Genomic DNA, 26,791 nt, shown 5'->3' with positions numbered 1-26,791 from the left:
CCCGGCCCGGGGGCGCCGGCGGGCAACCAACAGCAACCGGCGGGTGGGGGCCGCCCCCAAAGGCGCCGTTTTTGTAGTTGTCCCGCCCGGGTGCGATCAACGCACGCCGCGGGCGGGAAGCATGCGAACCAATCGACACGTCTCGCCGCCTCCTGCTTCGGCCTGGAAGGGTAGACAGGCGAGCAGGGACATCTGCGCTGCCACGGGCGCTGTTTACATGGCGCGGCGGCCGCGCGCCGCCTGCTTGGATTCCCCTGCCATGACGGAATGTTTTCCGCCCTGAAAACGCGAAGGCCCTGGACAAGCCAGGGCCTTCGCGGCGGAACTGCTCAGCCTTACTTGAGCAGGCTGAGCACGCTCTGCGGCACCTGGTTGGCCTGGGCCAGCATTGCGGTACCGGCCTGTTGCAGGATCTGCGTGCGGGTCAGCTCGGCGGTTTCCACCGCGTAGTCGGTATCGCGGATGCGGCTGCGGGCGGCCGTCAGGTTTTCCGACGAAGTGTTCAGGTTCGCGATGGTGGAGGTGAAGCGGTTCTGGACCGCGCCCAGATCCGCGCGGGCCGAGTTGATGGACTGCAGGGCAGCGTCCATGGCCGCCAGCGCGTTGTCCGCGCCCAGCGCGCTGGTCACATCCAGGTCGGCAAAACCGGTTTCGGCGGCGCCGGCTACCCAGCTGGTGCCCACGGTCACCACCGGCGGCAATGCCGGATCCATGACGCCGGTGAGCCCCTCGGTCAAGCCGGTGTTGGCGAGCAGGTCGGCGGCGGTGCCGGTGCCAGCCGGGGCTACCGAGAAATTCCCGCTCAACGAGGCCAGCTGCAGCTTGCCGGTGGCATCCAGCGAGGCGGTGACGCCGGTGTTGTAACTCTGGTTGTTGATGGCCTTGACCAGATCGCTGGCGCGCTGGCCGGCGCCGCCGGCGGCGGGGAAGTCGATGGTGGCGGTGCCCTTGGAACCGGCGATGACGAAGCTGCCGGCACCGAGCGTGCTGGTGTTGACCGGCGTGATGTTGAGCATGCCGGCGTTGCCGGGCGCGGTACCGCCGATGGTGACGGCCGCGCCGGTGGAATCCACCAGCTGCAGGCGGCCATTGACGTTGGAGGCGGTGATGTTGCCCAGCGTGGCGGCGTTGGCCGGAAGCGCCTTGGCGGCGTTGAACGCGGTGATCAGCGCATCGACACCGTCGGAGGCGGTAGCGCCGCCGGCGCTGACGATACCGACGCCATTGATGCTGAACTCGCCGGCCGCAACCGTACCGAACGTGGGGGTACCCGGGACTCCCGGAGCGTAATCCGTGCCGGCAGTCTGGGTGACGGTCGGCAGGGCGGTGACGGCGGTGTTGGTGCCTGCGTCGAAGTTGTCCACGACAATGGCCCCGGATGCGGCGCCCGTGATGTCGTTGGTGATGACAATGTTGCCGCCGGAGTCCATGGCGGTAGCGCCGGTGAGCTGGCCATTGATTGCATCCCTCAGCTCGCCGATATCGGCGTAGGTGCCGTCGAGGGTAATCGTCTGCGCCGATCCGCTGCCGATGGTCACGTCAAACGTGACGGTGCCATCGGTAGCGAAATCCGCAATGAAGGTGGATGCAGCGAACGTAGCCGTGCTGCCGGTTGCCGGGGTTGGGGTGCCGACACCGGACGCTGCGGCCAGGACCGTGCCGGTCATCGTGGTGGTACCGCCCGATGCGGTCGCGGCGACGCCCGCCATGCCCGCCGGCGTATCCACGCGGTTCCAGTTGCCCAGCGCCTTGATGTTGGCGTTGGCGATCTGGGCGATGTTGATGACCTGGCCCTGGTCGGCGCCGACCTGGAACGCCTGGTTCATGAAGCTGCCGTTGAGCAACGGGGTGCCGTTGAAATTGGTCTCTTCGGCCACGCGCTGGATTTCGGCCTTCAGCAGCTGTACTTCGGCGTCCAGCGCCATACGGTCGGAACTGGAGTTGGTGGCGTTGCGCGACTGCACCGCCAGCTCGCGGATGCGCTGCAGGTTGTTGCTGATCTCGCCAAGCGCGCCTTCGGCGGTCTGCGCCAGCGAGATGCCGTCGTTGGCATTGCGCGCGGCCTGGTTCATGCCGCGGATCTGGGTGGTGAAGCGTTCGGAAATGGCCAGCCCGGCGGCGTCATCCTTGGCGCTGTTGATGCGCAGGCCCGAGGACAGACGCTGGATGCTGGTGGCCAGTGCGCCGCCGCTGGTGTTCAGGTTGCGCTGGGCGTTCAGCGACATGATGTTGGTGTTGATGATCTGTGCCATGGGACTTCTCCGTTGTGCTCGGGTCTTGCCTGATAAGGGAAAGCAGTGCTTCTGCGTTGGTCTGGATCAGCGGATCATGTTGAACAGCGACATGGACTGCATCTGCGTGAAAAGGGTCTGTGCGGCCTGCAGGGCGGCGCTCTCGAGCTTGTACTGGCCGATGGCCTCGGCGTAGTCGAGGTCGCGCAGCTGCGAGAGCGAATCTTTCAGGGTGATGGCATTGGCCTCGCGCAGCGAGGCGGCGTTGTCGATGGCGCCCAGTTGCGCGCCGCCAGATGCGCGCGAATCGATCAGCTTTTCCGATGCGCGGGCCACGTCGCGCAGGCTGGACTGCAGCAGGTTCTGCTGCGCGGTGCGCCCGGCGAGAGTGGAGGCATCCATTTCCAGGGCCTGCGCCAGACGTTCGAGGGTGGCGAACACATCGCGGTTGCCGGCCGTACCGACGTTGAATTCGTCGTTGGCGTCCGGGGTGCCGTTCAGGCGCACGCGCAGGCCCTGGAACACGATGTCCTCGCCCGGGACATAGGTGCCGCCGCCGACCACGTTGCTGCCGGCATCGACGATTTCATAGGTATCCGGCGCGGTGAAACGCAGGGTCCATGATTCGCCGTTCCAGTTGGCCGAGCCGTCGCGGCCGATGTCGGTCAGCACTGCCTGGCCGGTATTGCCGCTGGCGGCATTGCCATCGACGATGCCGTCCCCGGTACGGACGCGCATGAATATTTCGCTTCCGGGCAATGCGTCCTGGACGAAGGTGCCCGGCGCGATTTCCACCTGGCGCTGGGTCTGGTCGCCGTTGTAGGCGACGCTGCCGCCTGCCGCAATGAACGGCGCCGCGCCGTCGGCGGCGCCGCCGAACAGGAAGCGCCCGTTGCCGTCGGTGCTGTTGGCCAGCGACAGCAGCGAATCGCGGATCGAGCGCAGTTCGGCGGCCGAGCTCTTGCGGTCGGCCGCCGACAGCGCGGCGTTGTTGGCCTGGATCGTCAGTTCGGATACGCGCTGCAGCAGTTCGCCGGCCTGGGCCAGTGCGTTTTCCTGCAGCCCGAGCCGGTTCTGCGCGGTTGCCGCGTTCGAACCCAGCTGGGTCAGTTCGGCCAGGATGCGGTCCATGCCCACCGCCGTGCCCGAAGCGACTGGGTCGTCCTTGGCCGAGACGATCTTCTGCCCGGTGGCGAGCTGGCGTTCCAGATGGTTGAGCTTGCTCTGCCTGGCGAGCATCAGGAACACCGACTGGTCGTACATCATGCCGCTGGAGATACGGTTGTTCATCAGCCCACCGCCCGCAGGATCGACTGGAACATGGTGTCGGCCGTGGATATCAGCTGCGAGGCGGCCTGGTAGGCCTGTTGCAGGCGGAGCATGTCCGCCGCTTCCTCGTCCAGGTTCACGCCGGAGATCGAGTCGCGCGTGGCCTGCGCGTTCTCGTTGATGGCCTGCTGCGCCTGCAGCGAATAGTCGGCCGCCCGCGCGGCCGCGCCGATCTGCGTGGTCAGGCCGCCACGCGCACCGTTGAGGGTGACCGTGCCGCCGTTGAAGGCCTTTGCGTCCTCGACCTGGGCCATGCGCGAGGCGTTGCCGTTGTCGCTGGAACCGGCCGGCGTGCGCGATACGGTGAAGGTGTCGCCCGCGGCAGGCTTGCCGTCGAGCACCAGGCTCCAGCCATTGACGCTGATGGTCTGGCCGGGCGTGTAGGGAAGGGGAGCGCCGCCATTGATGGTGTAGTGGTCGGCATCGATGAAGTCGATGCTGACCGGATCGAGCAGGGCGCCATTGGCGGCATCGGTGACGTCGAGCTTGCCGGCCACGCCGGTACCGATGTTGCCCAGGTCGGCCTTGACCCGCACCGGGTTGGCGGCGGCGATGCGCGACGGATCGGTGATCGCCACGGCCAGGCCGCCGGGAGCCGCGGCGGTGGGCTGCACCAGGAAGCGGTCGTTCATGGCCGGCGTGCCGCTGACCACCAGCTCGATGCCGTTGACCACGAACGGGTCGGCGGCGGTGCCGCTGCCGGCCAGCGGTACCTGGACGCCGGTGTCCGGGCGCGTGGCCACCCAGTTGCTGCCGTCGAAGCGCAGCTGCAGGTTCTGGCCATCCAGCGCGGAGAGATCGCCATAGCTGGCGGCGATGCTGGCCGTGCTGGTGTTGCTGTTGCCGCTGTGCGCGGAGACCTTCGGCGGGGCCAGGGTGAAGAAGTCCACGCCCATGTCGCCATACAGGTCCACGCCTTCGCGATGGCTTTCGTTGAACGCCTGCGCCAGCCCCACCGCGATGCGGCCGAGTTCGGCCTGCGCCGGGGTCAGCACGGTGTCGCGGAATTCGAGCAGGCCGCCGATGCTGCCGCCCAGCGCCTTGCCGTCCAGGACGATGGTCTGGCCCTGGGTCCGGAGCGCCAGCTGCAGGCGCTCGGGCTGGTAGGGATCGGCCACGGTGGTGACCTGCGAGGCGGTGCCGCCCACCACCAGCGCCTGGCCGCCGGCCGAGTACACGTTCATGATGCCGCCGTCCTGGATGACGGCGGTGCCACCGGTGAAGCCCACCAGTTGCGTTATCAACTGGTCGCGGCGGTCGAGCAGGTCCGGCGCGGCGCGATTGGCGTCGCTGCCGATGGCGATGTTGAGCTGCGCGATCTCCCTGGTCAGGCGGTTGATCTCGCCGGTGCCGGCGACCAGGCCGTTGTTGACCTCGTGGCCGAGGGAATCCAGGTTGCCGGCCAGCTGCCTGAAGCGATTGACCAGGTCGTTGGCGTTGTCGAGCATGCTGCGCCGGTCGGCGGTTCCGGCGGCATTGGCCGACAGGCCGCTGACGGAATCGAAGAAGTTGGACCAGATGCCGTTGAGGTTGGTCGCACTGTCAGAAAACAGCGCATCCACCCGGTCGGCCAGCCCCGACAGCTGCTGCAGGCGCGCCAGTTCGCCATTGCTGTCGAGCAGGCGCGAGATCGCCAGCTGGTCGGCGACACGGCGGATGTCGGTGATCCTGGTGCCGTTGCCGACGTCGCCGTACCCCATGTCGGTGGGATTGCGCGTGGCGAAATCGACCTTCTGCCGGCTGTAGCCGTCGGTCTTGATGTTGGCCACGTTGTGGCTGACGGTCGCCAGCGCCCGCTGGAAGGCGATGAGGGCACTGCTACCGGTGGAGAGGACGCTGGACATCGGGATCTATCTCAACGGCGGGTGATGCCGGACAGGCCGGCGGCTTGGGCGAAGCTCTGGCCGAGGCGGGCGCCGGCCTGGCCGATGGCGGCCACGGCGCGGTCGATGGTCGGACCTGCGGCGATGGCGGCGATCTTGGCGGCGTAGCCCGGATCGGTGGCGTAACCGGCACGTTGCAAGCCCTGTGCAAAACCGCGCACGTCGCTGCCGGCCTTGAGCGCGGCCTGGTAGCGCGGGCTGTTCTTGAGCATGCGCACGTAGTCGCCGAAGCTCTCGGCCGCCGAGCCATAGGCGCGGAACCGCGCGGTCTGGCTCTGGCGCTGCCCATCGACGTATTCGTGGGTCGCGGCGGTGGCGCTCTCGCCCTTCCAGCCGCTGGCCTTGATGCCGAACAGGTTGTGGCTGCTGGCGCCGTTGTCGCGCTTGATGTGGCGGCGGCCCCAGCCGGTCTCCAGTGCCGCCTGCGCGACCAGGGCGCGCGGGTCGACGCCGAGTTCGCGCGCGGCCCGCTCGGCATGCGGCCAGATGCTGGCGACGAAGCCTTCCGGGGTGTGCTTGCCGAGCTGGTCGGCGGCGGCATCGGCCGAGGCCACTTCCACGGCGCCGTTGCCGGCGCTGGCCGGACCGACGCCGCTCCAGCGGTCGTTGCCCATGGCCCAGTCGGCCGCCGGCGCCGGCCCGGGGCTTGCGCCACGGCCGCCGATCGCCGCATGCAGGCTGCCGCTGTCGCGGCCGGCGATCAGGTCCAGCAGCTGCTGCTCCGGCATGGCCTGCTCGTCACCGGTCATGGCCGCCAGCGGATCGGCTGCCATCGCCGCCGCCGGCAATGCCGATGGCGCCGGAGCCGGCGCCAGCAACCGGTAGGCCTGCGCGGCCTGGGCCGCCGGGCGCAGCGAGGTGTCCACCGGCGGCGGCGCGGTCTGTTCGCTGCCGCCCAGCTGGCGCGCGATCATCGCCGACAGCCCCAGCCCACGGCCCTTGGTCATCGCCTCGGCGATGCGCTGGTCGTACATCTCGCGGAACATCTGGTTCTCGCCGGGAAACAGCGAATCGCCGAAGCTGGCCGCGCGCATGCTCTTGATCAGCATCTGCGCGAACTGGCCTTCGAGCTGGCGCGAGACCTTGTCGATCTTCGCCGGGTCGTTGGCTACGACCGCGTTCAGCTCCAGCGACGGGGCGGCGATGCGCATGATCAGATCACCTCCAGCTCGGCGCCCAGCGCGCCGGCCTGCTTGAGGGCTTCCAGGATCGCGATCAGGTCGCCGGGTGCGGCGCCGACCTCGTTCACCGCACGCACGATCTCGTCCAGCGTGGTGCCACCGTCGAAACGGAACATGCGGCTGCCTTCATTGGTGGCGGTGATGGTGGACTGCGGCGCGGCCACGGTCTGGCCGCCGCCGAAGGCATTGGGCTGGCTGATCTGGGTGGCTTCGCTGACGGTCACCGTCAGCGATCCGTGCGCGATCGCGGCCGGGCTGACCCGCACCTGCGAACCGATCACCACGGTGCCGGTGCGCGAATTGACCACCACCCGCGCCGGCGCGGTGCCGGGCGACAGTTCGATGTTCTCGATGCGCGCCAGCAGGCCGATGCGCGCGCCCTGGTCGCTCGGCGCCTGCACCGCCACGGTGACGCCGTCGACGGCGCGCGCGGCGCCCTCGCCGAAGGCGTTGTTCACCGCCGCGACCATGCGCGCGACGGTGGTGAAATCGTTCTGGTGCAGGTTCAGGGTGATCTCGCCGCTGGCGCCGAACACGTCGGGCAGGGCGCGCTCGACCGTCGCGCCGCCGGGAATGCGGCCGACGCTGGGCACGTTCACCGACACCCGCGAACCGTCCTTGCCCTGCGCGCCGAAACCGCCCACCACCAGGTTGCCCTGGGCGAGGGCATAGACCTGCCCGTCGGCGCCCTTGAGCGGTGCCATCAGCAGCGAACCGCCGCGCAGCGAGATCGCGTTGCCGATGGAGGAGACGGTGATGTCGATGGTCTGGCCGGGCTTGGCGAACGGCGGCAGTTCGGCATGGATCGCCACCGCGGCGACGTTCTTGAGCTGCGGATTGACGTTCGACGGAACATTGACGCCCAGTTCGCCGAGCATGTTCTTCAGGCTCTGCACGGTGAACGGCGCCTGGCTGGTGCGGTCGCCGCTGCCGTCCAGGCCGACGACAAGGCCGTAACCCACCAGCGCGTTGCCGCGTACGCCGCCGACCTGGGCCAGGTCCTTGATGCGCTCGGCCTGCGCCGGCAGGGCACAGGCGGCCACCAGCAGCAGGGCGGTGGCGTGGCGCAGGAATGCGGGAATCGTCATGGCCATGCTCAGAACGGCGCCAGCGCCGAGTTGAAGAAGCGTCCCAGCCAGCCCATCGCGTTGGACTGCGCCACCGCGCCGCGGCCGCCGTAGGCGATGCGCGCGTCGGCGACCTTGCTGGAGGGGATGGTGTTGTCGGTGGCGATGTCGGCCGAGCGCACGACGCCCTGGATCTGCACCAGCTCGTCGCCCTGGTTCAGGCGCAGGTCCTTCTGGCCCTGCACCACCAGGTTGCCGTTGGGCAGGCGCTGGACCACGGTCACGGTCACGCTGCCCTGCAGGCGGTTGCTCTGCGCGCTGCTGCCCTTGCCGTTGAAGTCGCGTTCGCCGCTGGCGCTGGCGGCCAGCACGTCCTTGCCGCCCAGGGTCACCGGCGCACCGAACAGGCTCGGCGAGCCGATGTTCATGCTCGACTTCTTGCCGATGGCGGTGTTGGCGCTGGTGGTGGCCGAGGTGCTTTCGACCAGGGTGATGGTCAGCAGGTCGCCGACGTCGCGGGCGCGGCGGTCGCCATAGAGATTCAGCCCCGGGCCGGCGGCGTAGATCGCGCCGGCGCTGGGTTCGGTCGAAGGCGCGACCACCGGCACCACCGGCGCCATGGCCGGATAGGGGCGTACGTCGCCGGCGACCACGCAGCCGGCCAGCAGCACCAGGCTGCCGGCGGCGCAGGAGAGACGAAGGGCGTTGGACAGGCGGGCCATGGCGGGTTCCGTAATCGGCACGATCAGACGTTGTTGTTGAGGTAGCCGAGCATCGAGTCGGTGGTGGAGATGGCCTTGGCGTTCATCTCGTAGGCGCGCTGGGTCTCGATCATCGACACCAGCTCTTCCACCACGTTGACGTTGCTGCCTTCCAGCGCGCCCTGCACGATGCCGCCCAGGCCGTTGAGGCCGGGGGTGCCGTTCTGCGCGGGACCGGAGGCCGTGGTCTCCAGGTACAGGTTCTCGCCCTTGGCCTGCAGGCCGGCGGGATTGATGAAGTCGGTCAGGGTCAACGAGCCGATCTCGACCGACGCCGCATCGCCGGCCATCTTCACGCTGACCGTGCCGTCCGCACCGATGGTCAGCGACTGCGCGCCTTCGGGGATCTGGATGCCGGGCTGCACCGGGTAACCGCTGTTGGTGACCAGTTCGCCCTGCGGGCTCATCTGGAAACTGCCGTCGCGGGTATAGGCCGAACTGCCGTCGGGCAGCATCACCTCGAAGAAGCCGCGGCCGTTGACCATCACGTCCAGGGCGCGGCCGGTCTGCTGCTGGCCGCCCTGCTGGAAGTTCTTGGAGGTCGCCACCACGCGCACGCCGGTACCCAGCTGCAGGCCGGTCGGCAACTGCGTCTGCGCCGAGGACGAACCGCCGGGCTGCCGCACCTGCTGGTACAGCAGGTCCTCGAAACTGGCGCGGTCCTGCTTGAAGCCGGTGGTGTTGGTGTTGGCCAGGTTGTTGGAGACGACGGACATGCGCGTCTGCTGCGCATCCAGGCCGGTCTTGGCGACCCACAATGCCTGATTCATGAGCGGTTCCTCTGCTGCTGGTGCCGGCCTTCAGGGCCTTTGCAGGATGTAATGCATGCGGTGTGCCAGAACCGCGCGCCAATCGGCCGGCGCGGCGGCATCAGCCGTTCAGGCGCAGCAGCGTGTTGGCGCTGCGCGCGTTCTCGTCGCCGTGCTTGATGACCTTCACCTGCATCTCGAACTGGCGCTGCAGCTGGATCATCTGCACCAGCGCGCCGGCGGCGTCGACGTTGCTGGACTCGAGCATGCCGCTGTCCAGCGCCTTGCCCTGGACCTGGGCGAAGGGCTGTAGCGGATCGGTATTGCGCATCAATCCGTCCAGCCCGCGCTGCAGCCTGTCGTCAGGCGCCTGCACCACGCGCAGCCGCCCGACCATGGCCATAGTCTGCGGGCCTTCGCCCAGCGGGATGACCGACAGGGTGCCGTCGTGGCCGATTTCGATGGCCTGGTGCGGCGGCACCGCGACCGGGTTGCCGTTCTCGTCGAGCACGGCATTGCCCTCGGCGGTGACGAGCATGCCGTTGGGGGTAAGCGTCAATGCGCCGGCGCGGGTATAGGCCTCCCCGCCCTCGCGCGACTGCACGGCCAGCCAGCTGCCCGGCTGCAGCGACAGGTCCAGCGCATTGCCGGTGATCTGCTGCGCGCCGACGCGGCGGTTGAAGCCGGCGTCCACGTGCAGGGTGTCGATGCGCGAGGCATACCCCTGGCCCTGGATCGGGAAGGCCTCAGTGTTGGCCAGCGCTTCCTTGAAACCGGGCGTATCGGAGTTGGCCAGGTTGTGGGAAACGGTGGCCTGCGCCTGCAGCGAGGCGCGGGCGCCGGTCATGGCGACGTAGAGGGCTTTGTCCATCGGGGGCGGGGACCAGGGAAAGGGAAGTCGGGAACGAGCTGGTGCCGGGAGCGGCAGAAGCGGGGCCGGGGCAGGGCGGGGAAAGCCCGCACTGCTTCATCCCCCGCTCCCGCCTTCTCCGGCTCAGCGGATGTTGATCACCGTCTGGGTGATCTGGTCCTGGGTCGAGAGCATCTGCGCGTTGGCCTGGAAGTTGCGCTGCGCGGTGATCATGTTCACCAGCTGCTGGGTCAGGTCGACGGTGGAGGCTTCCAGCGAACCGGCCTGGACCTGGCCCAGATCCGAACTGCCCGGCGCACCGACGCGCGGCGTGCCGGAGGCGTAGGTTTCCGACCACAGGTTGTTGCCCTGGCTCAGCAGCCCCTGCGGGTTGTTGAAGTTGGTCAGCGCGACCTGGCCCAACGCGGTGTCCACGCCGTTGGAATAGCGCGCATACACCACGCCCTGTTCGGAGATGTTGATCTCGTTGAGCTTGCCCGAGGCGTAGCCGTCCTGCCCGGTGTTGTACTGGTTGAACTTCTCGCCGTACTGGGTCGAGCCGGAGATGTCTAGGTTCATGGTCAGCTGGCCGGCGCCGGTGCTCGGCGTGAAGGTGCCCAGGTTGATCTTGCCGTCGGTCGGCGAGACCAGCGCGCCACTCTCGGAGAACTCCAGCCGGGTGGGAGCGCCGATCACTGCCGGGAGCGGCGGCGTGGCATCGGGGTCGGCCGGCACGCTGCCGTTGTTGACCGGCACGCCGTCCACGAAGTTGTAGACCTCCCATTCGTTGGGGGTGGCGGTCTTGACGAAATATGAGGTCTGCACGTGGCCGACGCCCAGCGAGTCGAACACGGTGATGCCGCCGCTGGAGAAGTTGTAGCTGTTGCTGCTGGCCGGGTCGAACGGCTTGATCGTCGGCTCCTTGGTGTTGGCCGGCAGGGTGAAGGCAAGCTCGAGGCGGCTGGTCGGACGCGGCGGGCTGTCGCTGCTGAGCAGGCGCAGATCGGCCAGCGCACCGTCAAAGCGCGTGCCATCGGCGCTGGGGGAGTAGACCTGCAGGCGCGCGCCCTGCGGGTTGGTCACGTAGCCGTTCTTGTCGGGCTGGAAGTTGCCGGCGCGCGAATAGACACGCGTGCCGTTCATGTTGAGGGTGAAGAAACCCTCGCCCTCGATGGCCAGGTCCAGGCTGCGGCCGGTCTGGTCGATGTTGCCCTGCGAGAACTGCTGGGCGACGTTGGTCAGGCGCACGCCCGAACCCATGGCGTTGTTGCGCAGGCCATAGCCGGTGGAGTTGAGCACGTCGGCGAACTCGGCGCGCGACTCCTTGAAGCCGACGGTGTTGACGTTGGCGATGTTGTTGGCGGTGACGTTCAGGTCCGCGTTGGCGGCGCTGATGCCGGACAGGGAAGTATTGAAGCCCATGGCGAAACTCCTGGGAAATCCGTGTAAGAGGGGCTCAGCTGACGCGGAGCACGTAGTCGAGCGGGGCCGTGCCCAGCCCCTTGAGGTTCAGGTAGAGCCCATCCGAACCGACGGTCACGCTCTCCACGCCGGCCTGCACATAGGTGCCGAGCTTGCTCTGCTTGCCGCTGGCATCGGTGTAGGTGGCGGCGATGCTGTAGGTGCCAGCCGGCATGCGCTTGCCGTTGGCGTCGGTGCCGTCCCACTGGAAGGATTTTTCGCCGGCCGCCTCGGCCTGGACGCTCAGTTGGGTGACCTTGTTGCCGTTGGCGTCGGTGATGTCGACGGTGATGCTGCCGGCGCCCGGTGCCGCCACGGTACCGCCGGTTTCGCCCTCGTCGCCGAGCACGAACTTGGCCGACGGCACCAGCACGTCGTGGCCGATCATGGCCGCGCCCCGCAGGATCTGGTCGCCGGCCATCGACTCCTGGAAACCGCTGACGGTCTTGTTCAGGTCGCTGAGGCCCTGCACCGTGGACAGCTGCGCCATCTGCGCGACCATCTGGCTGTTGTCCATCGGCTTGAGCGGATCCTGGTGCTGCAACTGGGTGGTCATCAGCCGCAGGAAATCGGCCTGGTCCAGCGCGTCCTTCTTCTTGGTGTTCTGCGCGGCCGGGGCAGTGAGGCCCAGCGCGCCGAACAGGTCGCTATTGGTGTTGATGCTGCTCATGACGGAGTCCTGTGGCGGCCGGCTCAGCGGCCCATGGTCAGGGTGGCCAGGGTGAGTTCCTTGGCGGTGTTGAGCATCTCCACGCCGGCCTGGTAATTGCGCGAGGTGGAAATGAGGTTGACCATCTGCGCCACCGGATCGATGTCCGGCGAGTAGACATAGCCCTCGCCGTCGGCCAGCGGATGGTTGGGCTCGTAGCGCTTGATCGGCGCCGCCTCGCTCTGGACGATCTGCTTGACCTCCACGCCGGTCAGGCGCGGGTCTTCGCGGCTGGTGACCGCCTGGAAGATCGGCTCCAGCGGCTTGTAGACCGCCTCCGCCGAACCGGCGACGGTGTCCGCGTTGGACAGGTTGGAGGCGATGGTGCTCATGCGCACCGACTGCGCCTGCAGCGCCGAACCGGCGATGTCGAAGATGGGCAGGTTGCTCACGGCGTTCTCCCTTACTGGCCGGTGATCGCGGTGGTCAGGGTGCGCACCTTCGATTCGACGAAGCTCAGCGAGGCGCGGTACTCCAGCGCGGCACGGCCATAGGCGGCGCGCTCGGCATCCGGATCAACGGTGTTGCCATCCAGGCTCGGCTGCACGCCGGGGCGCAGCACCTGGAACGGATTGAGGCCGTCGCCGCCGATGCGGTAATGCTGTTCGGCGGTGGTCGCCAGCAGGCCGTTGCCGTCCAGCCCCTGGGCATTGCGCAGGGCGGCATCGAAGTCCAGGTCGCGGGCCTTGTAGCCCGGCGTGTCGGCATTGGCCAGATTGCCGGCGATCAGCTTCATGCGCTGTTCGCGCAACGGCATGGCCTGGGCATGGACGCCCAGATAGTTGGAAATCAGATTGGGCATGGCGCGCCTCCCCAGGGGAACGATGCCCGGGAGGCTGCAAGCGGTGTGCCAGAACCGCAGGAACGGGGCAGGGGGGCGGGGAAACGGGGCAGATGAGCAGGGCCGCCGGGCCCATCGCCGGGAGGCTTTGGGCTTCACCCGCCTCTCGTGCCCGGCGCTCCCTGCCCCGCAAGGGCACGGGCGGAAACGCCCGCATGCGGGGCGGCCCCTGGATCTACGACGCTGCGAACGCCCTTCCGTTCATGGAAGAGCGCCTGCCTTCACCCCTTCCCGGCTTCAAGCCGCCTCGGCCACCTGGCGCAGGCGGTGCAGCACGAAGTCGGCCAGTTCATGGGGGCTGTACTTGGGCACGAAGGCGTTGGCCCCGACACGCTCCACCATGGCGTTGTTGAACACACCGGACAGGGAGGTATGCAGCAGTACGAACAACCCGGCCAGGCCCGGATGGCGGCGGATTTCCGTCGTCAGGGTGTAGCCGTCCATGGCCGGCATCTCGATGTCGGAAATGACCATGGCATAGCGCTCGGCCGGATTCTCGCCTGCCGCATGGATCTGCAGGAGGTGTTCCAGGGCCTGCCTGCCGTCCGACAGCAGGGTGGCGGTAACGCCCAGCTGGTCGAGCACGCTGCGGATCTGCTGGCGGGCCACGCGCGAGTCGTCCACCACCAGCACCTGCATCGGCGGCGTGCCGGCGGGCAGGACCATCGATGGATCCAGCACCGCTTCCTTGCTGATCTGGGCGATGTCGGCCAGCACGCTCTCCACGTCGATGACCTGGATGAGCTCGCCCTGGAACCGGGTGACCGCGGTGAGGTAGCTGGCCTCGGCGCCCAGTTCCGGCGGCGGCTGGATGTCCTCCACAGCGATGTTGACGATCCGCTCCACGCCGCTGACCAGGAAACCCTGCACCGAACGGTTGAATTCGGTGACCACCAGGTAGCCGGGCGAGGTGTCCGCGTCGGGTTCGCGCTCGGGGTGGCCGATCGCCAGGCCCAGGTCCAGCACCGGCACCGAACGGCCACGCACGTCGGCCACGCCGGAGAACTGTACCGGCAGGCCGGGAACCTGGAACAGGGGCGGGCGCCGCAGCACTTCCTGCACCTTGAAGACATTGACGCCAAAAAGCTGACGGCCGCCGAGACGGAACAGCAGCAGGGCCAGTCGGTTGTGGCCGGCCAGCCGGGTGCGCTGGTCGATGCGGTTGAGCAGGTCATGTGACATGCAGCCGGTATCGGCAGGGCGGGGGCGGGACTTGAGGCCTGGAGCAGGGCAACGGGCGAACAGGAACCCGGAAAGAGGGAAAGCCGGACGTCGCCGCAGGGGCAGGGCACGCTCTGCGCCGGCATTGCCGGGAAGGCCGATACGCGGGGCGCGCCCCGCATCCCGCAAGGATCGAGCGCCGTTCCCTTCACGGGGGGCTCTTGTCTTCTCCCGCTCCCGGTTCCTGTTCACCCGCTCCGGCCCGTCTGGCACGCCGCTTGCAGCATGCCGGGCGACCTTTCATACATGGCGGAAATTCCCATGCGCCTGTCGGCCCTGTTATGCCTGCTGCTGGCCCTCCCGGCCCAGGCTGGCGATTTCCAGTCGGTAGCCTCGATCCGCGCGGCCGCGCTGTCCACGCTGGACCCGGCCACCGAAGGCGAGGCCAGCGTCGATGCCGGTCTGCGCCTGCCGGCGTGTCCGTCGGCGCTGCAGGCGCGGGCCACCGGCAACCGTACCGTCGAAGTGGCCTGCCCGCAGGCCGGCGGCTGGAGGCTGTTCGTGCCGGTGACGGTGCGCCGCGAGCAGGACGTGCTGGTACTGGCCCGCGGCGTGGCCGCTGGAGAAGTGCTGGCCGCTGCCGATATCGGCAGCGTACGCCGCGACACGGCGCGCATCGCCGGTGCGGTATTGTCCGACCCGCAGGCGGCTGTCGGCCGGGTGGCGCGACGCGCGATGGGCGCCGGCACGCTGCTGTCTGCCGGCGATCTGGTCGCTCCGCGTATCATCCGGCGGGGAGACAGCGTGGCCCTGGTGTCCCGGCGCGGCGGGGTCGAGGTCCGGGTGGCCGGCAAGGCTCTCGCCGACGCAGGCGAGGCCGAGCGGGTTTCGGTCGAGAACCTCTCCTCCCGGCGGGTGGTGCAGGGCGTGGCCACGGCAGCGGGCGACGTGCTGGTTTCCCGATAGATTCCGCTAAAGATCACCCCGTCATTGCCGTTAACCCTTGTGTACCGAAACAGGACTTCCATCACATGAGCCAGAAAATCGACGGCGGGATCACGGCAGGCGCCCAACTGCGCCCGGTCGCCACGCCCGCCAAGGCCACTCCTGCCGGCGGCACCGAGGCTCGTCCGGTCGAGGCCGCCGACAGCGTGCGCCTGACCGGCGAGGCCACCAGCCTGCAGGCGATGCAGCGCGAGCTGTCCGCGGCCCCGGCGATCGACACCGCCCGCGTGCAGGCCGTCCGCGAAGCGCTGGAGAACGGCAGCTACCGGATCGATCCGGATGCCATCGCCAAGCGCATGCTGGACATGGACGGACAGCTGCAGGCATGAAGCTTGGCGTGGCCGATCCACTGCAGCAGCTGAGCGACGCGCTCGATGGCGAGCGCCAGGCGCTGGTCGAGCACGACGTGCAGGCGCTGGTGGCGGCCACGAGCCTGAAACTCGAAGCCCTGCGCATCCTCGAGGCGCGGCCGCCGCTCGAGCATGCCGAGCGGCTGCGCGAACTGGCCGAACGCAACCACGCCAACGGCGTATTGCTGGCCCGACGCCGGCGCGAGGTCAGCTGGGCGCTACGCCAGCTCGGTCGCAGTGAAGCTTCCTCCGCCTACGACGCCAAGGGCCAGGCGCACCTGCTGCATACGCGCAAGCCACTCGCGGTTGCCTGACCGCGCCACGCGCCAGACCCGGCGCGGCGGCACCGGCGCATCCCCGGTTATAGTGGGCGTCCGTTCCGCCGACCCACCGTCTCCGTGGCCGAAAACGCCTCCACTCCATTCGCGCCCCTCCCGTCTCCGGCCATGCTTCATGCATTGAGCGACCGCATGCGCGACGGCATGCTCCTGTTCAACGACAAGGGCGAAGTGGCCCTGGCCAACGCGGTCGTGCGCGAACTGTTCGGTACGCAGCCCGGGGACGTGGCCGAACTGGCGCGGCGCCTGGTCGAACTGCTGCCGCCGGTGGCGCTGGCGCAGGCCCGGGAATCGGGCAGCTGGAGCGGCAGCCTGCCGCTGGGCGCGCGCGCGGTGATCGTGCACCTCTATCACCACGACAACGATGGCGAGCGGGCCTGCCTGGCACTGTTCCGCCATATCGACGGGCAGGAAGACTACGAGAACGAGCTGCAGCGCCGCCACGCGGAGCTGCGCCAGGCCTACCTGAGGCTCAACGGCGCGCAGGAAAAACTGCTGCAGTCGGAGAAGATGGCCTCGATCGGCCAGCTGGCGGCCGGTGTCGCCCATGAGATCAACAACCCGATCGGCTACGTCCACTCCAACCTGGGCAGCCTGCAGGAATACCTGCGCAGCCTGTTCACCGTGATCGAGGCCTATGAACGCGCCCTGCGCGCGCCCGACCCCAAGGCCCTGATCCCGGAAATCGACGATATCCGCGACCGCCTGGACATCGACTTCATCAGCCGCGACCTGCCGCAGCTGATGGCCGAATCGCGCGAGGGCATCGAGCGGGTGACGCGCATCGTGCGCGACCTGAAGGACTTCTCCTACTCCGGGCGCGACGAGTCATGGAAGCTGGCCGACCTGCACTCGGGGCTGGAATCGACCATCAACATCATCTGGAACGAACTCAAGTACAAGGTCACGCTGGAGCGCCGTTTCGGTGAGCTGCCGATGGTCGAATGCCTGCCGTCGGAGTTGAACCAGGTGTACATGAACATGCTGCTCAACGCAGGCCAGGCGATCGCCGAGCGCGGGCATATCGTGGTCGGCACCGGCGTGGACGGCGACGAGGTCTGGATCGAGTTCCAGGACAACGGTTCGGGCATTTCCCCCGAGCTGCGCCAGCGCATCTTCGATCCGTTCTTCACCACCAAGCCGGTGGGCAGCGGCACCGGACTGGGGCTGTCGATCTCCTACGGCATCGTCAACAAGCACCACGGCCGCATCGACGTGGACAGTACGCCGGGGCAGGGCGCCACGTTCCGGATCACGCTGCCGGTGCGGCAGCCGAAGTAGCCGGCCGGGCCAGCACCGCTTCGATCGCTGCGGCCACGGCCTGCGACTGGTCGAGCGGCACGTCGTGCGAGGTGCCGGCCAGATCGATACGCCGGCGCGAGGACGCCAGCAACCGCGACCCGGTCTGCGCGCGCCTGCTCCCGGGCGCGCACCACTTCGGGAGGCGTTCCCGCGTCCGCTGGCGGCGCCGGCGCAGCGAGCAGGATCAGCGGCAGCTCGCCCAGGTCTTCGCCGGGCGGCACCGGCACGGCGAACAGGACGGTGTTGGCGTCAAGTTCCGAGCGCAGCGTGCGCCGGTAGGCCGGTTGCAGCTTGCGCGTAGCGACGCACGATACTGCTGCCGAGCGCGTGGCCGACCAGCACCAGCGGCGTGTCCAGGCGAGCGGCCGCGATCAGCGCGACGAGGTCGACGATGTCCGCGTCCAGATCGCGCGGCAGCGGACCTTCGTCACTTGTAGCCATAGCAGGCGCAGATGCGCACCGCGGCCGGCAACAGCCCCCGCACCCGGTACCAGGTGGGCGAATCGGCATTGGCGCCGGCCTCCAGCAGCACCGTGCGCGGTCCGGCGCCGGAGCAGCGCAGGTCGAGCGCGCGGCCCGGTTCGACCGCGACCTTCCCGCCGGGAGCGGCGCAGGCCAGCGGCAGGGACGGCGCGGCGGCCGCGAGGGCAGGCAGGCACAGCAGCCCCCTTACTTCCAGGGGAACATCGCCTTCATCCTTCCTCCGCACCTGCGGCCCGGGATCGTCCGCGGAGGCTCAGCCGCCGTCGCCGGGCAGGGTATCGCGCCTTGGCAGGCCGGTCGCCTCGCGGCCCTTGCGCAGTCCGTCGTGGGTGCGGAACGCCTGGCGGATGTGCTCGCGCAGTTCGTCGTCGTTCCAGGGCTTGGTCAGGAAGCGGTAGATCGCGCCGCGGTTGATGGCGTCGGTGACGGTGTTCAGATCCGTATAGCCGGACAGCACCAGGCGGATGGTGTCCGGGTAGAGCATCTTCACCCGCCCCAGGAACTCGGTGCCGCTCATGTCGCTCATGCGCTGGTCGGACAGGATCACCTGCACGTCGTTGATCGCCAGCAGGTCGAAGGCGTCGCGCACGTTGCCTGCGGCCAGGATGCGGTAGCCGTCGCGGCGGAACAGGCGCACCAGCGAACGCAGCACGTTCTCCTCGTCGTCGAGCAGCAGCAGGGTACGGTCCGGGCGGGTCTCGGCGAAGGCTTCCGGGCGCAGGTAGCGGCGGCGCAGGGTCATGCCGGCGGCTTCGGCCGACATCGGTTCGCCGAACAGATAGCCCTGGAACACGTCGCAGTCGTTGCGGCGCAGGAAACCCAGCTGCGCCTGCGACTCGACGCCATTGGCGATCACGGTCATGCCCAGCTGGTGGCCCATGGCGATGATCGCGCGCGAGATCGCCGCCTCGCGGTTGGCCGCCGGCGCGCTCTTGATGAAGCTGCGGTCGATCTTGAGCTTGTCCACCGGGTAGCGCACCAGGGCGCTCAGGCTGGAATCGCCGGTGCCGAAGTTGTCCAGGCTCAGGCTGATGCCTTCGTTGCGCAGGTTGGCCAGCGTCTCGTAGACGAAATTGACGTTGTTGGTCAGCGCGCTTTCGTTGATCTCCAGGGTCAGCATGCGCGCCGGCACGCCGGTGGACTGCAGCAGCACCATGACCTCGGCGAAGAAGCCCGGGCGCAACAGCTGCAGCGTGGACACGTTGACCGCGACGTTGAAGTCGTCGAAGCCCTGGTCGCGCCAGATGCGCGCCTGGCGCAGGGTCATTTCCAGCACCCAGGCGCCGATCTGGACGATGATGCCCAGCCGCTCGGCGGTGCGCATGAAGCGTTCCGGCACCAGCATGCCCAGTGTCGGCGACTGCCAGCGCAGCAGCGCCTCCATGCCCACGACGTGGCCATCGCGGGCGCTGACCAGCGGCTGGTAGCGCAGGCGCAGCTCGCCGTTCTCGATGGCGTCCACCAGCTGCCGGGAAATGATGCTCTCGCTGTGCGCGCTGAGCGGCTTGTGCAGCATGTGCACCTGCACGACGTTGCCGCCTTCGCGGCCGGCCTGGTGCAGCGCGTCCTCGGCCAGGTCGAGCAGGCGGCTGGGGTCGGTGGCGTGTTCCGGGCACAGCGACACGCCGATCTTCGCGGTCAGGAACAGGGTATAGGGCAGCACCGACAGCGGAAGTTCCATCTGCTGGCGCAACTGCTCGGCCATTTCCTCGGGCAACGGCACCCCGCCGGCGCGCGGGATCGCCAGTACGAACTCGTCGCTGCCGTGCCGCCAGAGCCGGCCACGGCCACGCAGGTGCTCATCCAGCCGCTGCGCGATCAGTACCAGCGCCTGGTCACCGACCTCGGCGCTCATGTTCTCGTTGACCGAAGCGAAATGGTCGATGTCCAGATGCAGCAGCATCAGCGGGGTACCGCCGCTGGCGGCAGCAGCGACCATGGCCGCGAGCTCGGGATTGCCCGCCCCCAGGCGCGGAGGGGCGGGCATCGCGGCAGCCGGTTGCGGCGCGGGGTTCCACATCCTCAGACTCCCTGGCAGGCGGCCGCCTGCGGCTTTCGGTAAGGCAGGTGCAGCTCGACCCGGGTGCCTTCGCCGGGTGCGGTATGGATGCGCAACCAGCCGCCGACGCTCTGCGCGCGCTCGCGCATCACCACCAGCCCCAGGCCGCGTGGGCCGTCGGGGTCGAAGCCTTCGCCATCGTCGACCACCCGCAACCGCAGCCGGCCGGCGCCGTCGTCCTCAAGGCACAGCTGGACCTGGCTGGCCATGGCGTGGCGCAGGACGTTGGTCAGGCTTTCCTGGGCGATGCGGAAGCAGGCCTGCTCGACCTCGTTGTCCGGCCGCTGCGGCAGGGCGTCCACCTCCATCTGCAGTTCCACCGGCGAAGAGCGGAACAGCTGCCCGGCCTGCCAGCGCAGGGCGGCCTCCAGCCCCAGGGCGTCGAGCTGCGGCGGGCGCAGCAGCATCGACAGGTTGCGCAGGCGCACCACGGTGCTGTCGACCAGTTCCACGATCTGTCCCAGGTCCTCCCGGCGCCGCGGCGCATCGTCCTCGTCCATCGCCGCGTGCGCGGCCAGCTTGATCGCGGTGACCGCCTGGCCGATATCGTCGTGCAGGTCACGGGAAATGGCCCGGCGCTCGTCCTCCTGCACCGAGAACAGGCGTCCGGCCATGGCCTGCAGTTCCCGGTTCCCGGTTTCCAGCGCCTTGCGCCCGGCCTCCAGCTCGGCCAGGTCGCGCGCCGCCAGTACCCGCACCTGGGCCAGGCGGGGAAGGAGCAGCGCCAGAGCCAGTGCCATGTAGACCGCCACCAGCATGACGGAGATCACAGTCCAGGCCAGCGGATGGGCCGGGATCGCCCCCCAGGCCCAGGGCAGCACGCCGCACAGCAGGATCAGCGCGCCACCGGCCGCCACTACCCCATAGGTAGTGCGTTGCAGGCAGGCCATTGCAGAGTCCGTGGATGCCGGGTGCCGGGAAGGAGAGGAGCCGTTGTGCATTTCCGTGGCGGGGGGCCATGTTCGATCCGCCCACATCTTAACGGGCCGTCGCCAACCACGATGACGGAGTACTCAATTTCTTTTCGCGGCTGCCGTTATGGATAGAGTTCCCGGACCTCGGGCGGATTACTGGAGCGGTAGCGCGTGGATCAGGGCGTGATTGCGAGCATGATGAGCCACCCGCTGGAGGGGGCGATCGTGCTGCTCGATCCGGAGGGCCATCCGCTGGCCGCCAATGCCGCGGCCCGTACGCTGGACCTGCCGCGCAGGCTGCTGGGCCATCGCCAGGCGTTGCTGGGGCTGCGCGACCGGGTCGCCGGCGAAGGGCTGCTGCCCTGTTCGGTACCCACCGGCGAGCAGCGCCTGGATGGTTTCCTGAGCGCGGCGCGTGCGCAGGACGGAACGGTCTGCGCTTATATCTATAGCGTCGCTCCGGCCACTCCCCTGGCGGACGGGCGCTGGTCGAAACTGCTGCATGACGCAGGGCACGGCGTCTGGGAGTGGGACGTGCCGGCCCACCTGCTGGCCCATCTGGAAGGCCAGGCCGGCGCCGGCATCGCCGTCGATACCGTGCAGGAATGGCTGGAGCGGACCCATCCGGGCGACCGCACCGCGCAGCGGGCCGCACTGCAGGCGCACCTGCAGGACGCCGCCGTGCCCTATGCCTGCCGCATGCGCGTGCGCCGGGCCGATGGCAGCTGGCAACTCGTGCACGATCACGGCCAGGTGGTGGCGCGGACGGCCGACGGCCATCCGCTGCGCATGGCCGGCATCCGCATCGGCGTCGCCGCGCAGGATCTGCCGGGCGCCGACATACAGGAACAACAGGCGCAAATGCGCCAGCTGCAACGCATCGCGGGCCTCGGCACCTGGTCCTGGGAGCGCGATGGCGCCGGCTTTTCCTGGTCCGACGAACTGCATGCCGCCGTCGGCCAGGCCCCGGGCAGGCTGCCCACCGGCCGTCGCTGGCTGGACCTGCTCGACGGCGCCGCCCGCGCCCAGGTGCGGGCGGCGTGGCGGCGGCTGCACCGCGAAGGCCAGCCGCACGCTTTCGAGCTCGTGCTGCCGCCCGGGCCGATCGAAACCTCCGGCATCCACCTGCGGGTCTGGATGCATCCCGAACACGATGCGACAGGGCGCGTCCACCGCGTGGCCGGGCTGCTGAAGAACGTCACCGAGCAGCGCCAGACCGATGCGTTGATCCGCTGGCGCACCGAACTGCTCAATCGCGTCTCGGCCCTGGGCCGCATCGGCGGTTGCGAGATCGAAGTGGCCACCCGCGGCATGCTCTGGACCGACGAGTGCTACCGCATCCACGGCCTGCGCAAGGAACCGGTCACGCTGGAGCAGGCGCTGGCCCTCTACACGCCGGACTCGCGCGACAGTTTCGAGGCGGCGCTCACCCGTATCGCCGAAGGCGGCCTGCCCGAGCAGCTGGACCTGTGCTTCTACCGGCATTCCGGGCAGCGCGTGTGGGTGCAGGTGCAGATCGAACTGGACCGCCGCGAGGGCCTGCCGGAGCGTTTCGTGGTGCTTTTCCGCGACATCACCCGCGAACGCGAGGCCAACGAGCGCATCGAACTGCTGGCCCACTACGACCTGCTGACCGGGCTGCCCAACCGCATCCTGCTGCGCGAGCAGGCCGAGGAGGCCATCGCCGAATCGCGCCGCAGCGGCACGGTCCTGGCGATGCTGTTCGTCGACCTGGACGGCTTCAAGTCGATCAACGACACCTTCGGCCACGCCACCGGCGACATGCTCCTCAAGGCCGCCGCCGCGCGCCTGCACCAGAACCTGCGCAACGCCGACCTGTTCGCGCGCTTCAACGGCGACGAGTTCGTGGTCGTGCTGCGCGACCTGGCCGACCCGGCCGACGCCGGCCATGTCGCACGCAAGCTGATCGCTTCGCTGGCTTCGCCCCTGCATCGCGGCGACACCACGCTGAAGGTCGGCGCCAGCGTCGGCATCGCGCTCGCCGACGACAGCCATCGCGACTTCGATACGCTGCTGCGCGCGGCCGACGCCGCCATGCACGCGGCCAAGGAAGCCGGGCGCAACACCTACCAGTACTACAGCCAGGACGTACTGGCCGGGATCCAGCGGCGCCTGCAGATCGAACATGCGCTGCATGGCGCGCTCGAGCGCGAGGAATTCCAGCTCGTCTACCAGCCGCTGGTCAACGTCGATCCGGCGCGGCCTCCAGCCATCGAGGCGCTGCTGCGCTGGGTCTGCCCGGAGCTGGGGCCATGCAGCCCCGCCGAGTTCATCCCGGTGGCAGAGAAGTGCGGCGAAATCGCCCGCATCGGCGAGTGGGTGCTGAACGAAGCCTGCCGCCAGGCCGCCGTCTGGCACGCCGCGGGGCTGGCGTTCGAGCGCATCGCGGTCAACGTATCGGCCATGCAGCTGCGCGAGCGCGGCTTCGCCGAACAGGTCATCGCCATCTGCGAGCGCCACCGCTGGCCATCGCAGCGCCTGGAACTGGAATTGACCGAATCGGCGCTTATCCGCGACAGCGACGCGCTGCGCCAGTGCTTCGACACCTTCGAACGCAACGGCGTGCTGCTGGCCGTGGACGATTTCGGCACCGGCTTCTCCAACCTGCATTACCTCAACCGCTTCCCGGTGCAGCGCCTGAAAATCGACCGCAGCTTCGTCCAGCGCATGCTGCACGACGCCGGCACCGCCGAGGTGACGCAGGCCATCGTCCACCTCGGTCACGCCCTGGGCATGCAGGTGGTGGCAGAAGGCGTGGAAACGCGCCAGGAAGAAGCCCTGCTGCTGCGGCAGGGCTGCGACGAGATACAGGGCTACCTGTACTCGCGTCCGCTGCCGTCGCGGGACATGGCGCAATGGTTGCGCCAGGGGCCCGGCGGCGACGGACCGAGCCCGACGCTGTCCGCGCAACCGGACCGCCCGGTCGCCGTACTCTGAATCTCCAGCGCATCGCGTTCCGCTTTCCCGCGCGGCAAGCTCCGCGCAATCGCGGCGTTGCCGGACCTGTGATCCGTTTGCGCGCTACACGGCGAGCGTCGTGGCTGCATCGGGGCGACGGGGCGACAGGGGCTGCCGCCATCGGTAACCGCGGCCTTCCAGGCGACCGACGGGCCATGTCAAAACAACATGCCCGGTCGTTCCGCTAGTGGGTTTTCCTGACACGACTCCATCGATGAAGTCCGACTCCATGCCCGTCCGGCGATATCCGGCTGCGGGCGTCGATGCGCCGCACCCATGCGGCGCCGGCGTGGGTCAGGCCGCCGGTAACCGCGGGGCGGCAGACGAGTGCGCATTGCGCCAAACGCCTGCGATCCTGGCAGGGCGCAGTCGCCGGCATGACTTCATCTCGGCCGCGAGGCGATCCATGGCCATCGTTCATGGCCAGCCGGCGCACCGCAGGGCCATGGTCGATACGGCCCTGGGAGGCGGGTGATTCGGAGTGACGCCACCTTCGGTTCCGCGCCAGAGGGCCACGATCCGAGGGAGGCCAGGCCTAAAGCGCGAGATCCCAGGCCACCAGGATCGCCAGCAGCTCGTCCCGCTCGGGTACATCCGCGATCCGCATCCGCGGCATGCAGGACAGCTCCCGCTGTGCCTGCGTCTCCAGTGCCGCCAAACGGCCCAGGGCTGCTGCGCTCCCGGGACCCCGCGCGGAATCCCGCTCCGCAGGCGTGCAACGCGCGGGAGTTCCAGTTCCAGGTGCCGTCTTCACTGCGACCGGGAAGGACGCCCGCAACGACGAAACCCCGGCCTGGGCCGGGGTCCTTGTTTCGCCACGCGGGGAATCAGAACAGTTCAACCGTTCCCGCGCCCATGCTCTGCTGCGCCACCGGCTTGTGCGGCGGGCGCTCCCACTCGTTGCGCATATCGCGCAGGCGGCTGCCGGTGCGCTGCAGTGCGGCCACCAGCTCGCTGTCGAGCACGCCGCCACTGCGGTGCAGCAGTTCCTGCAGCGCCACGGCCTCGCGGTTGATCGCGGTCAGGCGGTCCAGATGGGTATGCACGCCGCCCAGTGCCTGGGTGGCGATGTCCTCGAACTGCAGGGCGCGCACTGCCTCGGCGACGCTGCTGTCGATGGCGCGGCCGCACTCGGAGATCTCGCGCATGCCTTCGCCCAGCGAACTGTTGATCGCCGCCACGTTGTCCAGCATGGCCGCCGCTTCATGGCGCGCCTCGCGGGAGCGGTCCATGTCGCGCGAGGCCATGTGGGTGACGGTCTCGCGGACCTTGGCGATGGCGTCCTTGGAACTGTGCGCCAGCTTGCGGATCTGCTCGTTGAAGGTGGTCGAGCGCTCGGACAGGTTGCGCACCTCGTCGGCGACCACCGCGAACCCGCGCCCGGCCTCACCGGCGCGCGCGGCTTCGATGGCGGCGTTCAGCGCCAGCAGGTTGGTCTGGTCGGCGATGGACTTCACGTCCTCCAGCAGGGCGAAGATGCCGTCCAGGTGCTGCGCCATCTGGTCGATGTGCTGCACGGTATTGCTGCTCTGGCCGCTGACCTGTTCCAGTGCCTCGACCAGCTGCTCCATCTGGTGGCTGGCATGCTGGGCGAAACGGGCCACGTCCACGCCGCCATGGCCTTCCTCGCCGGCGCGGTCGACGATGCGGGCCAGCGCCTGGCTCTGCTGGCGCGACTTGCGGTTCATCGCATCGAAGCTGCTGCCCAGGCCCGATACCGCCTGGCGGATCAGCTCGCGGGCGCGCTCGATCTCGCCGCGCGAACCATCGATCTCGTTGCTGACGAAACTGCGCAGCTCGTTGAGCAGCTGGTCCTGTTCCTTGAGCACGCGGGCATGCTCGGGCGAACGCTGCGACTGGCTGTAGGCGCTCCAGTAGGCGAACACCAGCCAGCTCAGTGCCATCGTGGTCAGGATCGCCCACACCACGGCCACGGGCCATGCGAACGCCAGCGCCAATGCCAGCAGGAAGGTAAGGGCCAGCGGGGCGGCCAGGCGGATTGCAATGCGTGAATACATGGACGTTCTCGGGAGAGTCACGATTGCAGTATCGGCCGGGGGGGGCGGTCTTTAGCCTCCGTGAAGGCGCCGCCCGATCGCCTCGAGCATGGCCTTGCGCGAAAACAGGAAATCCCAGTAGCTGCCGCCGAGCTGGCGCCACAGCACCGCCGAGCGCACCGCGGCCAGCAGCAGGGCGCGGATCTCCGCGACCACGCCGGCCTGCCCCAGATAGTGCGGGTTGCCCTGCACCATGATCCGCGGCTTGAGCTGGCTGATGGTGTCCGCATACAGGGCGCCCATGGCCGCCAGCACGTCCGGATGGGCCGGATCGCCCAGTTCGCCCGCCTGTACGGCGGCGCGCTCGATGCCGGCCTGGACCTTGTCCACGGTCGCGCCTTCGCGCACGAAGCGGCGCTCCAGCTGCAGCACCGACAACGCAAGGCGCGGCAGCAGCTCGTCCTTGCCGCGGTTGCCGAAATAGTCGCGCAACAGGCGCAGCCCGGCCTCCACCTGTCGGTCGTCGCCGTACACCGCGGTGGGCGAGGGCGCATCGATGCGGATCACGCTGTCCATGGCGGTGCGCACCACCGCGGCGTCGGAATGGCCGGTCTCGGCGATGCGCCGTACCTGCTGCAGGGCCTGGGCGATGCCGGCCAGCGCCAGGACACGGTCGTCGAAGGAAGAACTCATGCTTGCCTCTCAAGGAAATCGGGCCGGGACGCGCGCTGCTCCAGCGGTGCGTCGGTGGTGGCGATGACCGCGCCGCCCAGGCATTCGGCGCCGTCGTACAGCACCAGCGACTGGCCGGGCGTGACCGCCCGTTGCGGCCGGTCGAAATCGACCTGCAGGGTGCCATCGTCGCGCACGCTCACGCTGCAGGCCTCGTCCGGCTGCCGGTAGCGGGTCTGGGCGGTGCACCGGAAGCGGCCGGCGGGCGCGCTGCCGGCGATCCAGTGCATGGATTCGGTATGCAGACGGTTGGACTGCAGCCAGGGGCTGTCGTGGCCCTGGTCCACGTACAGGATGTTGGCCGCCACGTCCTTGCCGACCACGTACCAGGGGGCGGCCGGCCGGCCGCGCACGCCACCGATGTTCAGGCCTTCGCGCTGGCCCAGGGTGAAATAGAACACGCCAGGAT

Annotated in this window: 25 protein-coding genes and 2 pseudogenes; 5 read left to right on the top strand and 22 right to left on the bottom strand. The window is 68.9% G+C overall.

Features of this window, described 5'->3' with window-relative positions:
• Nucleotides 1-335: 335 nt before the first annotated feature.
• From QMX80_RS10205 to QMX80_RS10140, 14 genes and pseudogenes are all read right to left on the bottom strand, one after another.
• Nucleotides 336-1,016 carry a flagellin gene (locus QMX80_RS10205; protein WP_200911383.1) on the bottom strand — a complete coding sequence of 227 codons (681 nt, stop codon included), beginning with the start codon at nt 1,014-1,016 and terminating at the stop codon, nt 336-338.
• 723 nt (nt 1,017-1,739) lie between these two features.
• A pseudogene (locus tag QMX80_RS10200) lies at nt 1,740-2,252 on the bottom strand (flagellin); the annotation flags it as partial.
• A 66-nt stretch (nt 2,253-2,318) separates the two neighbouring features.
• Nucleotides 2,319-3,521 carry a flagellar hook-associated protein FlgL gene (gene flgL, locus QMX80_RS10195; RefSeq protein ID WP_055769050.1) on the bottom strand — a complete coding sequence of 401 codons (1,203 nt, stop codon included), beginning with the start codon at nt 3,519-3,521 and terminating at the stop codon, nt 2,319-2,321.
• Entirely contained in the window at nt 3,521-5,404 is a 1,884-nt protein-coding gene (gene flgK / locus QMX80_RS10190; protein WP_273083363.1) for a flagellar hook-associated protein FlgK, read from the bottom strand. Before flgK ends, flgL begins: the two co-directional genes overlap by 1 nt.
• 11 nt (nt 5,405-5,415) lie before the next feature.
• Nucleotides 5,416-6,594, bottom strand: coding sequence for a flagellar assembly peptidoglycan hydrolase FlgJ (gene flgJ, locus QMX80_RS10185; RefSeq protein WP_273083365.1), 1,179 nt, complete (start codon nt 6,592-6,594; stop codon nt 5,416-5,418).
• 2 nt (nt 6,595-6,596) lie between these two features.
• Nucleotides 6,597-7,712, bottom strand: coding sequence for a flagellar basal body P-ring protein FlgI (locus tag QMX80_RS10180; protein ID WP_282276864.1), 1,116 nt, complete (start codon nt 7,710-7,712; stop codon nt 6,597-6,599).
• Nucleotides 7,713-7,720: 8 nt separating this feature from the next.
• The gene (gene flgH / locus QMX80_RS10175) at nt 7,721-8,413 is read right to left on the bottom strand and encodes a flagellar basal body L-ring protein FlgH (RefSeq protein WP_282276863.1); all 693 of its coding nucleotides are present in this window, start codon (nt 8,411-8,413) and stop codon (nt 7,721-7,723) included.
• 23 nt (nt 8,414-8,436) lie between these two features.
• Entirely contained in the window at nt 8,437-9,222 is a 786-nt protein-coding gene (flgG, locus tag QMX80_RS10170) for a flagellar basal-body rod protein FlgG (protein WP_055769066.1), read from the bottom strand.
• A 100-nt stretch (nt 9,223-9,322) separates the two neighbouring features.
• A complete protein-coding gene (locus tag QMX80_RS10165; protein WP_282276861.1) occupies nt 9,323-10,072 on the bottom strand; it encodes a flagellar basal body rod protein FlgF in 750 nt (249 codons plus the stop codon).
• Nucleotides 10,073-10,195: 123 nt separating this feature from the next.
• The gene (flgE, locus tag QMX80_RS10160) at nt 10,196-11,473 is read right to left on the bottom strand and encodes a flagellar hook protein FlgE (protein ID WP_273083370.1); all 1,278 of its coding nucleotides are present in this window, start codon (nt 11,471-11,473) and stop codon (nt 10,196-10,198) included.
• 34 nt (nt 11,474-11,507) lie between these two features.
• Nucleotides 11,508-12,182 (bottom strand): flagellar hook capping FlgD N-terminal domain-containing protein, encoded by a 675-nt coding sequence (locus QMX80_RS10155; RefSeq protein WP_282276859.1) that lies wholly within the window; start codon nt 12,180-12,182, stop codon nt 11,508-11,510.
• Nucleotides 12,183-12,205: 23 nt separating this feature from the next.
• Nucleotides 12,206-12,613 (bottom strand): flagellar basal body rod protein FlgC, encoded by a 408-nt coding sequence (flgC, locus tag QMX80_RS10150; protein WP_055769077.1) that lies wholly within the window; start codon nt 12,611-12,613, stop codon nt 12,206-12,208.
• A gap of 11 nt (nt 12,614-12,624) precedes the next feature.
• Nucleotides 12,625-13,023, bottom strand: coding sequence for a flagellar basal body rod protein FlgB (gene flgB / locus QMX80_RS10145; RefSeq protein ID WP_055769080.1), 399 nt, complete (start codon nt 13,021-13,023; stop codon nt 12,625-12,627).
• Nucleotides 13,024-13,299: 276 nt separating this feature from the next.
• Nucleotides 13,300-14,244: a chemotaxis protein gene (locus QMX80_RS10140; protein ID WP_055769082.1), complete on the bottom strand. Its 945-nt coding sequence runs from the start codon at nt 14,242-14,244 to the stop codon at nt 13,300-13,302.
• Between the two features lie 300 nt (nt 14,245-14,544).
• On the opposite strand from QMX80_RS10140, the gene flgA reads away from it, so the two are divergent.
• The 4 genes from flgA (at nt 14,545) to QMX80_RS10120 (ending at nt 17,197) form a co-directional block, all read left to right on the top strand.
• Nucleotides 14,545-15,189: a flagellar basal body P-ring formation chaperone FlgA gene (flgA, locus tag QMX80_RS10135; RefSeq protein WP_055769085.1), complete on the top strand. Its 645-nt coding sequence runs from the start codon at nt 14,545-14,547 to the stop codon at nt 15,187-15,189.
• Nucleotides 15,190-15,254: 65 nt separating this feature from the next.
• Nucleotides 15,255-15,557, top strand: a complete 303-nt coding sequence (gene flgM / locus QMX80_RS10130; RefSeq protein WP_055769088.1) for a flagellar biosynthesis anti-sigma factor FlgM — start codon at nt 15,255-15,257, stop codon at nt 15,555-15,557.
• Nucleotides 15,554-15,892: a hypothetical protein gene (locus QMX80_RS10125; protein ID WP_055769092.1), complete on the top strand. Its 339-nt coding sequence runs from the start codon at nt 15,554-15,556 to the stop codon at nt 15,890-15,892. The genes flgM and QMX80_RS10125 overlap by 4 nt, the downstream gene beginning before the upstream one ends.
• Nucleotides 15,893-16,024: 132 nt before the next feature.
• Nucleotides 16,025-17,197: an ATP-binding protein gene (locus QMX80_RS10120; protein ID WP_055769094.1), complete on the top strand. Its 1,173-nt coding sequence runs from the start codon at nt 16,025-16,027 to the stop codon at nt 17,195-17,197.
• On the opposite strand, the gene QMX80_RS10115 is transcribed toward QMX80_RS10120, so the two are convergent.
• From QMX80_RS10115 to QMX80_RS10095, 5 genes and pseudogenes are all read right to left on the bottom strand, one after another.
• Nucleotides 17,169-17,309, bottom strand: coding sequence for a hypothetical protein (locus QMX80_RS10115; RefSeq protein ID WP_282276849.1), 141 nt, complete (start codon nt 17,307-17,309; stop codon nt 17,169-17,171). The genes QMX80_RS10120 and QMX80_RS10115 overlap by 29 nt on opposite strands.
• Before the next feature lie 158 nt (nt 17,310-17,467).
• Nucleotides 17,468-17,659, bottom strand: coding sequence for a hypothetical protein (locus QMX80_RS10110; RefSeq protein ID WP_282276847.1), 192 nt, complete (start codon nt 17,657-17,659; stop codon nt 17,468-17,470).
• Entirely contained in the window at nt 17,646-17,927 is a 282-nt protein-coding gene (locus tag QMX80_RS10105; protein ID WP_282276844.1) for a hypothetical protein, read from the bottom strand. Before QMX80_RS10105 ends, QMX80_RS10110 begins: the two co-directional genes overlap by 14 nt.
• Before the next feature lie 27 nt (nt 17,928-17,954).
• Nucleotides 17,955-19,721 carry an EAL domain-containing protein gene (locus QMX80_RS10100; protein ID WP_282276843.1) on the bottom strand — a complete coding sequence of 589 codons (1,767 nt, stop codon included), beginning with the start codon at nt 19,719-19,721 and terminating at the stop codon, nt 17,955-17,957.
• 2 nt (nt 19,722-19,723) lie between these two features.
• Nucleotides 19,724-20,455, bottom strand: a pseudogene (locus QMX80_RS10095) (sensor histidine kinase); the annotation flags it as partial.
• A gap of 390 nt (nt 20,456-20,845) precedes the next feature.
• Between QMX80_RS10095 and QMX80_RS10090 the strand changes: the two are divergent.
• Nucleotides 20,846-23,632, top strand: a complete 2,787-nt coding sequence (locus tag QMX80_RS10090) for an EAL domain-containing protein (RefSeq protein ID WP_282276841.1) — start codon at nt 20,846-20,848, stop codon at nt 23,630-23,632.
• A gap of 848 nt (nt 23,633-24,480) precedes the next feature.
• On the opposite strand, the gene QMX80_RS10085 is transcribed toward QMX80_RS10090, so the two are convergent.
• From QMX80_RS10085 to QMX80_RS10075, 3 genes are all read right to left on the bottom strand, one after another.
• Nucleotides 24,481-25,671 (bottom strand): methyl-accepting chemotaxis protein, encoded by a 1,191-nt coding sequence (locus QMX80_RS10085; protein WP_055769109.1) that lies wholly within the window; start codon nt 25,669-25,671, stop codon nt 24,481-24,483.
• A 51-nt stretch (nt 25,672-25,722) separates the two neighbouring features.
• Nucleotides 25,723-26,343, bottom strand: coding sequence for a high frequency lysogenization protein HflD (hflD, locus tag QMX80_RS10080; protein ID WP_273083387.1), 621 nt, complete (start codon nt 26,341-26,343; stop codon nt 25,723-25,725).
• A partial coding sequence (locus tag QMX80_RS10075; RefSeq protein ID WP_345782370.1) for an aminomethyltransferase beta-barrel domain-containing protein occupies nt 26,340-26,791 on the bottom strand: 452 nt, incomplete at its 5' end. The genes hflD and QMX80_RS10075, both read right to left, overlap by 4 nt.

The organism is Stenotrophomonas sp. PS02297 (assembly GCF_029959705.1).
In the GTDB taxonomy this organism is placed as follows: domain Bacteria; phylum Pseudomonadota; class Gammaproteobacteria; order Xanthomonadales; family Xanthomonadaceae; genus Stenotrophomonas; species Stenotrophomonas nitritireducens.
Note: the sequence above shows the minus strand (reverse complement) of the source record. Positions and strands in the feature narration are given on the sequence as shown.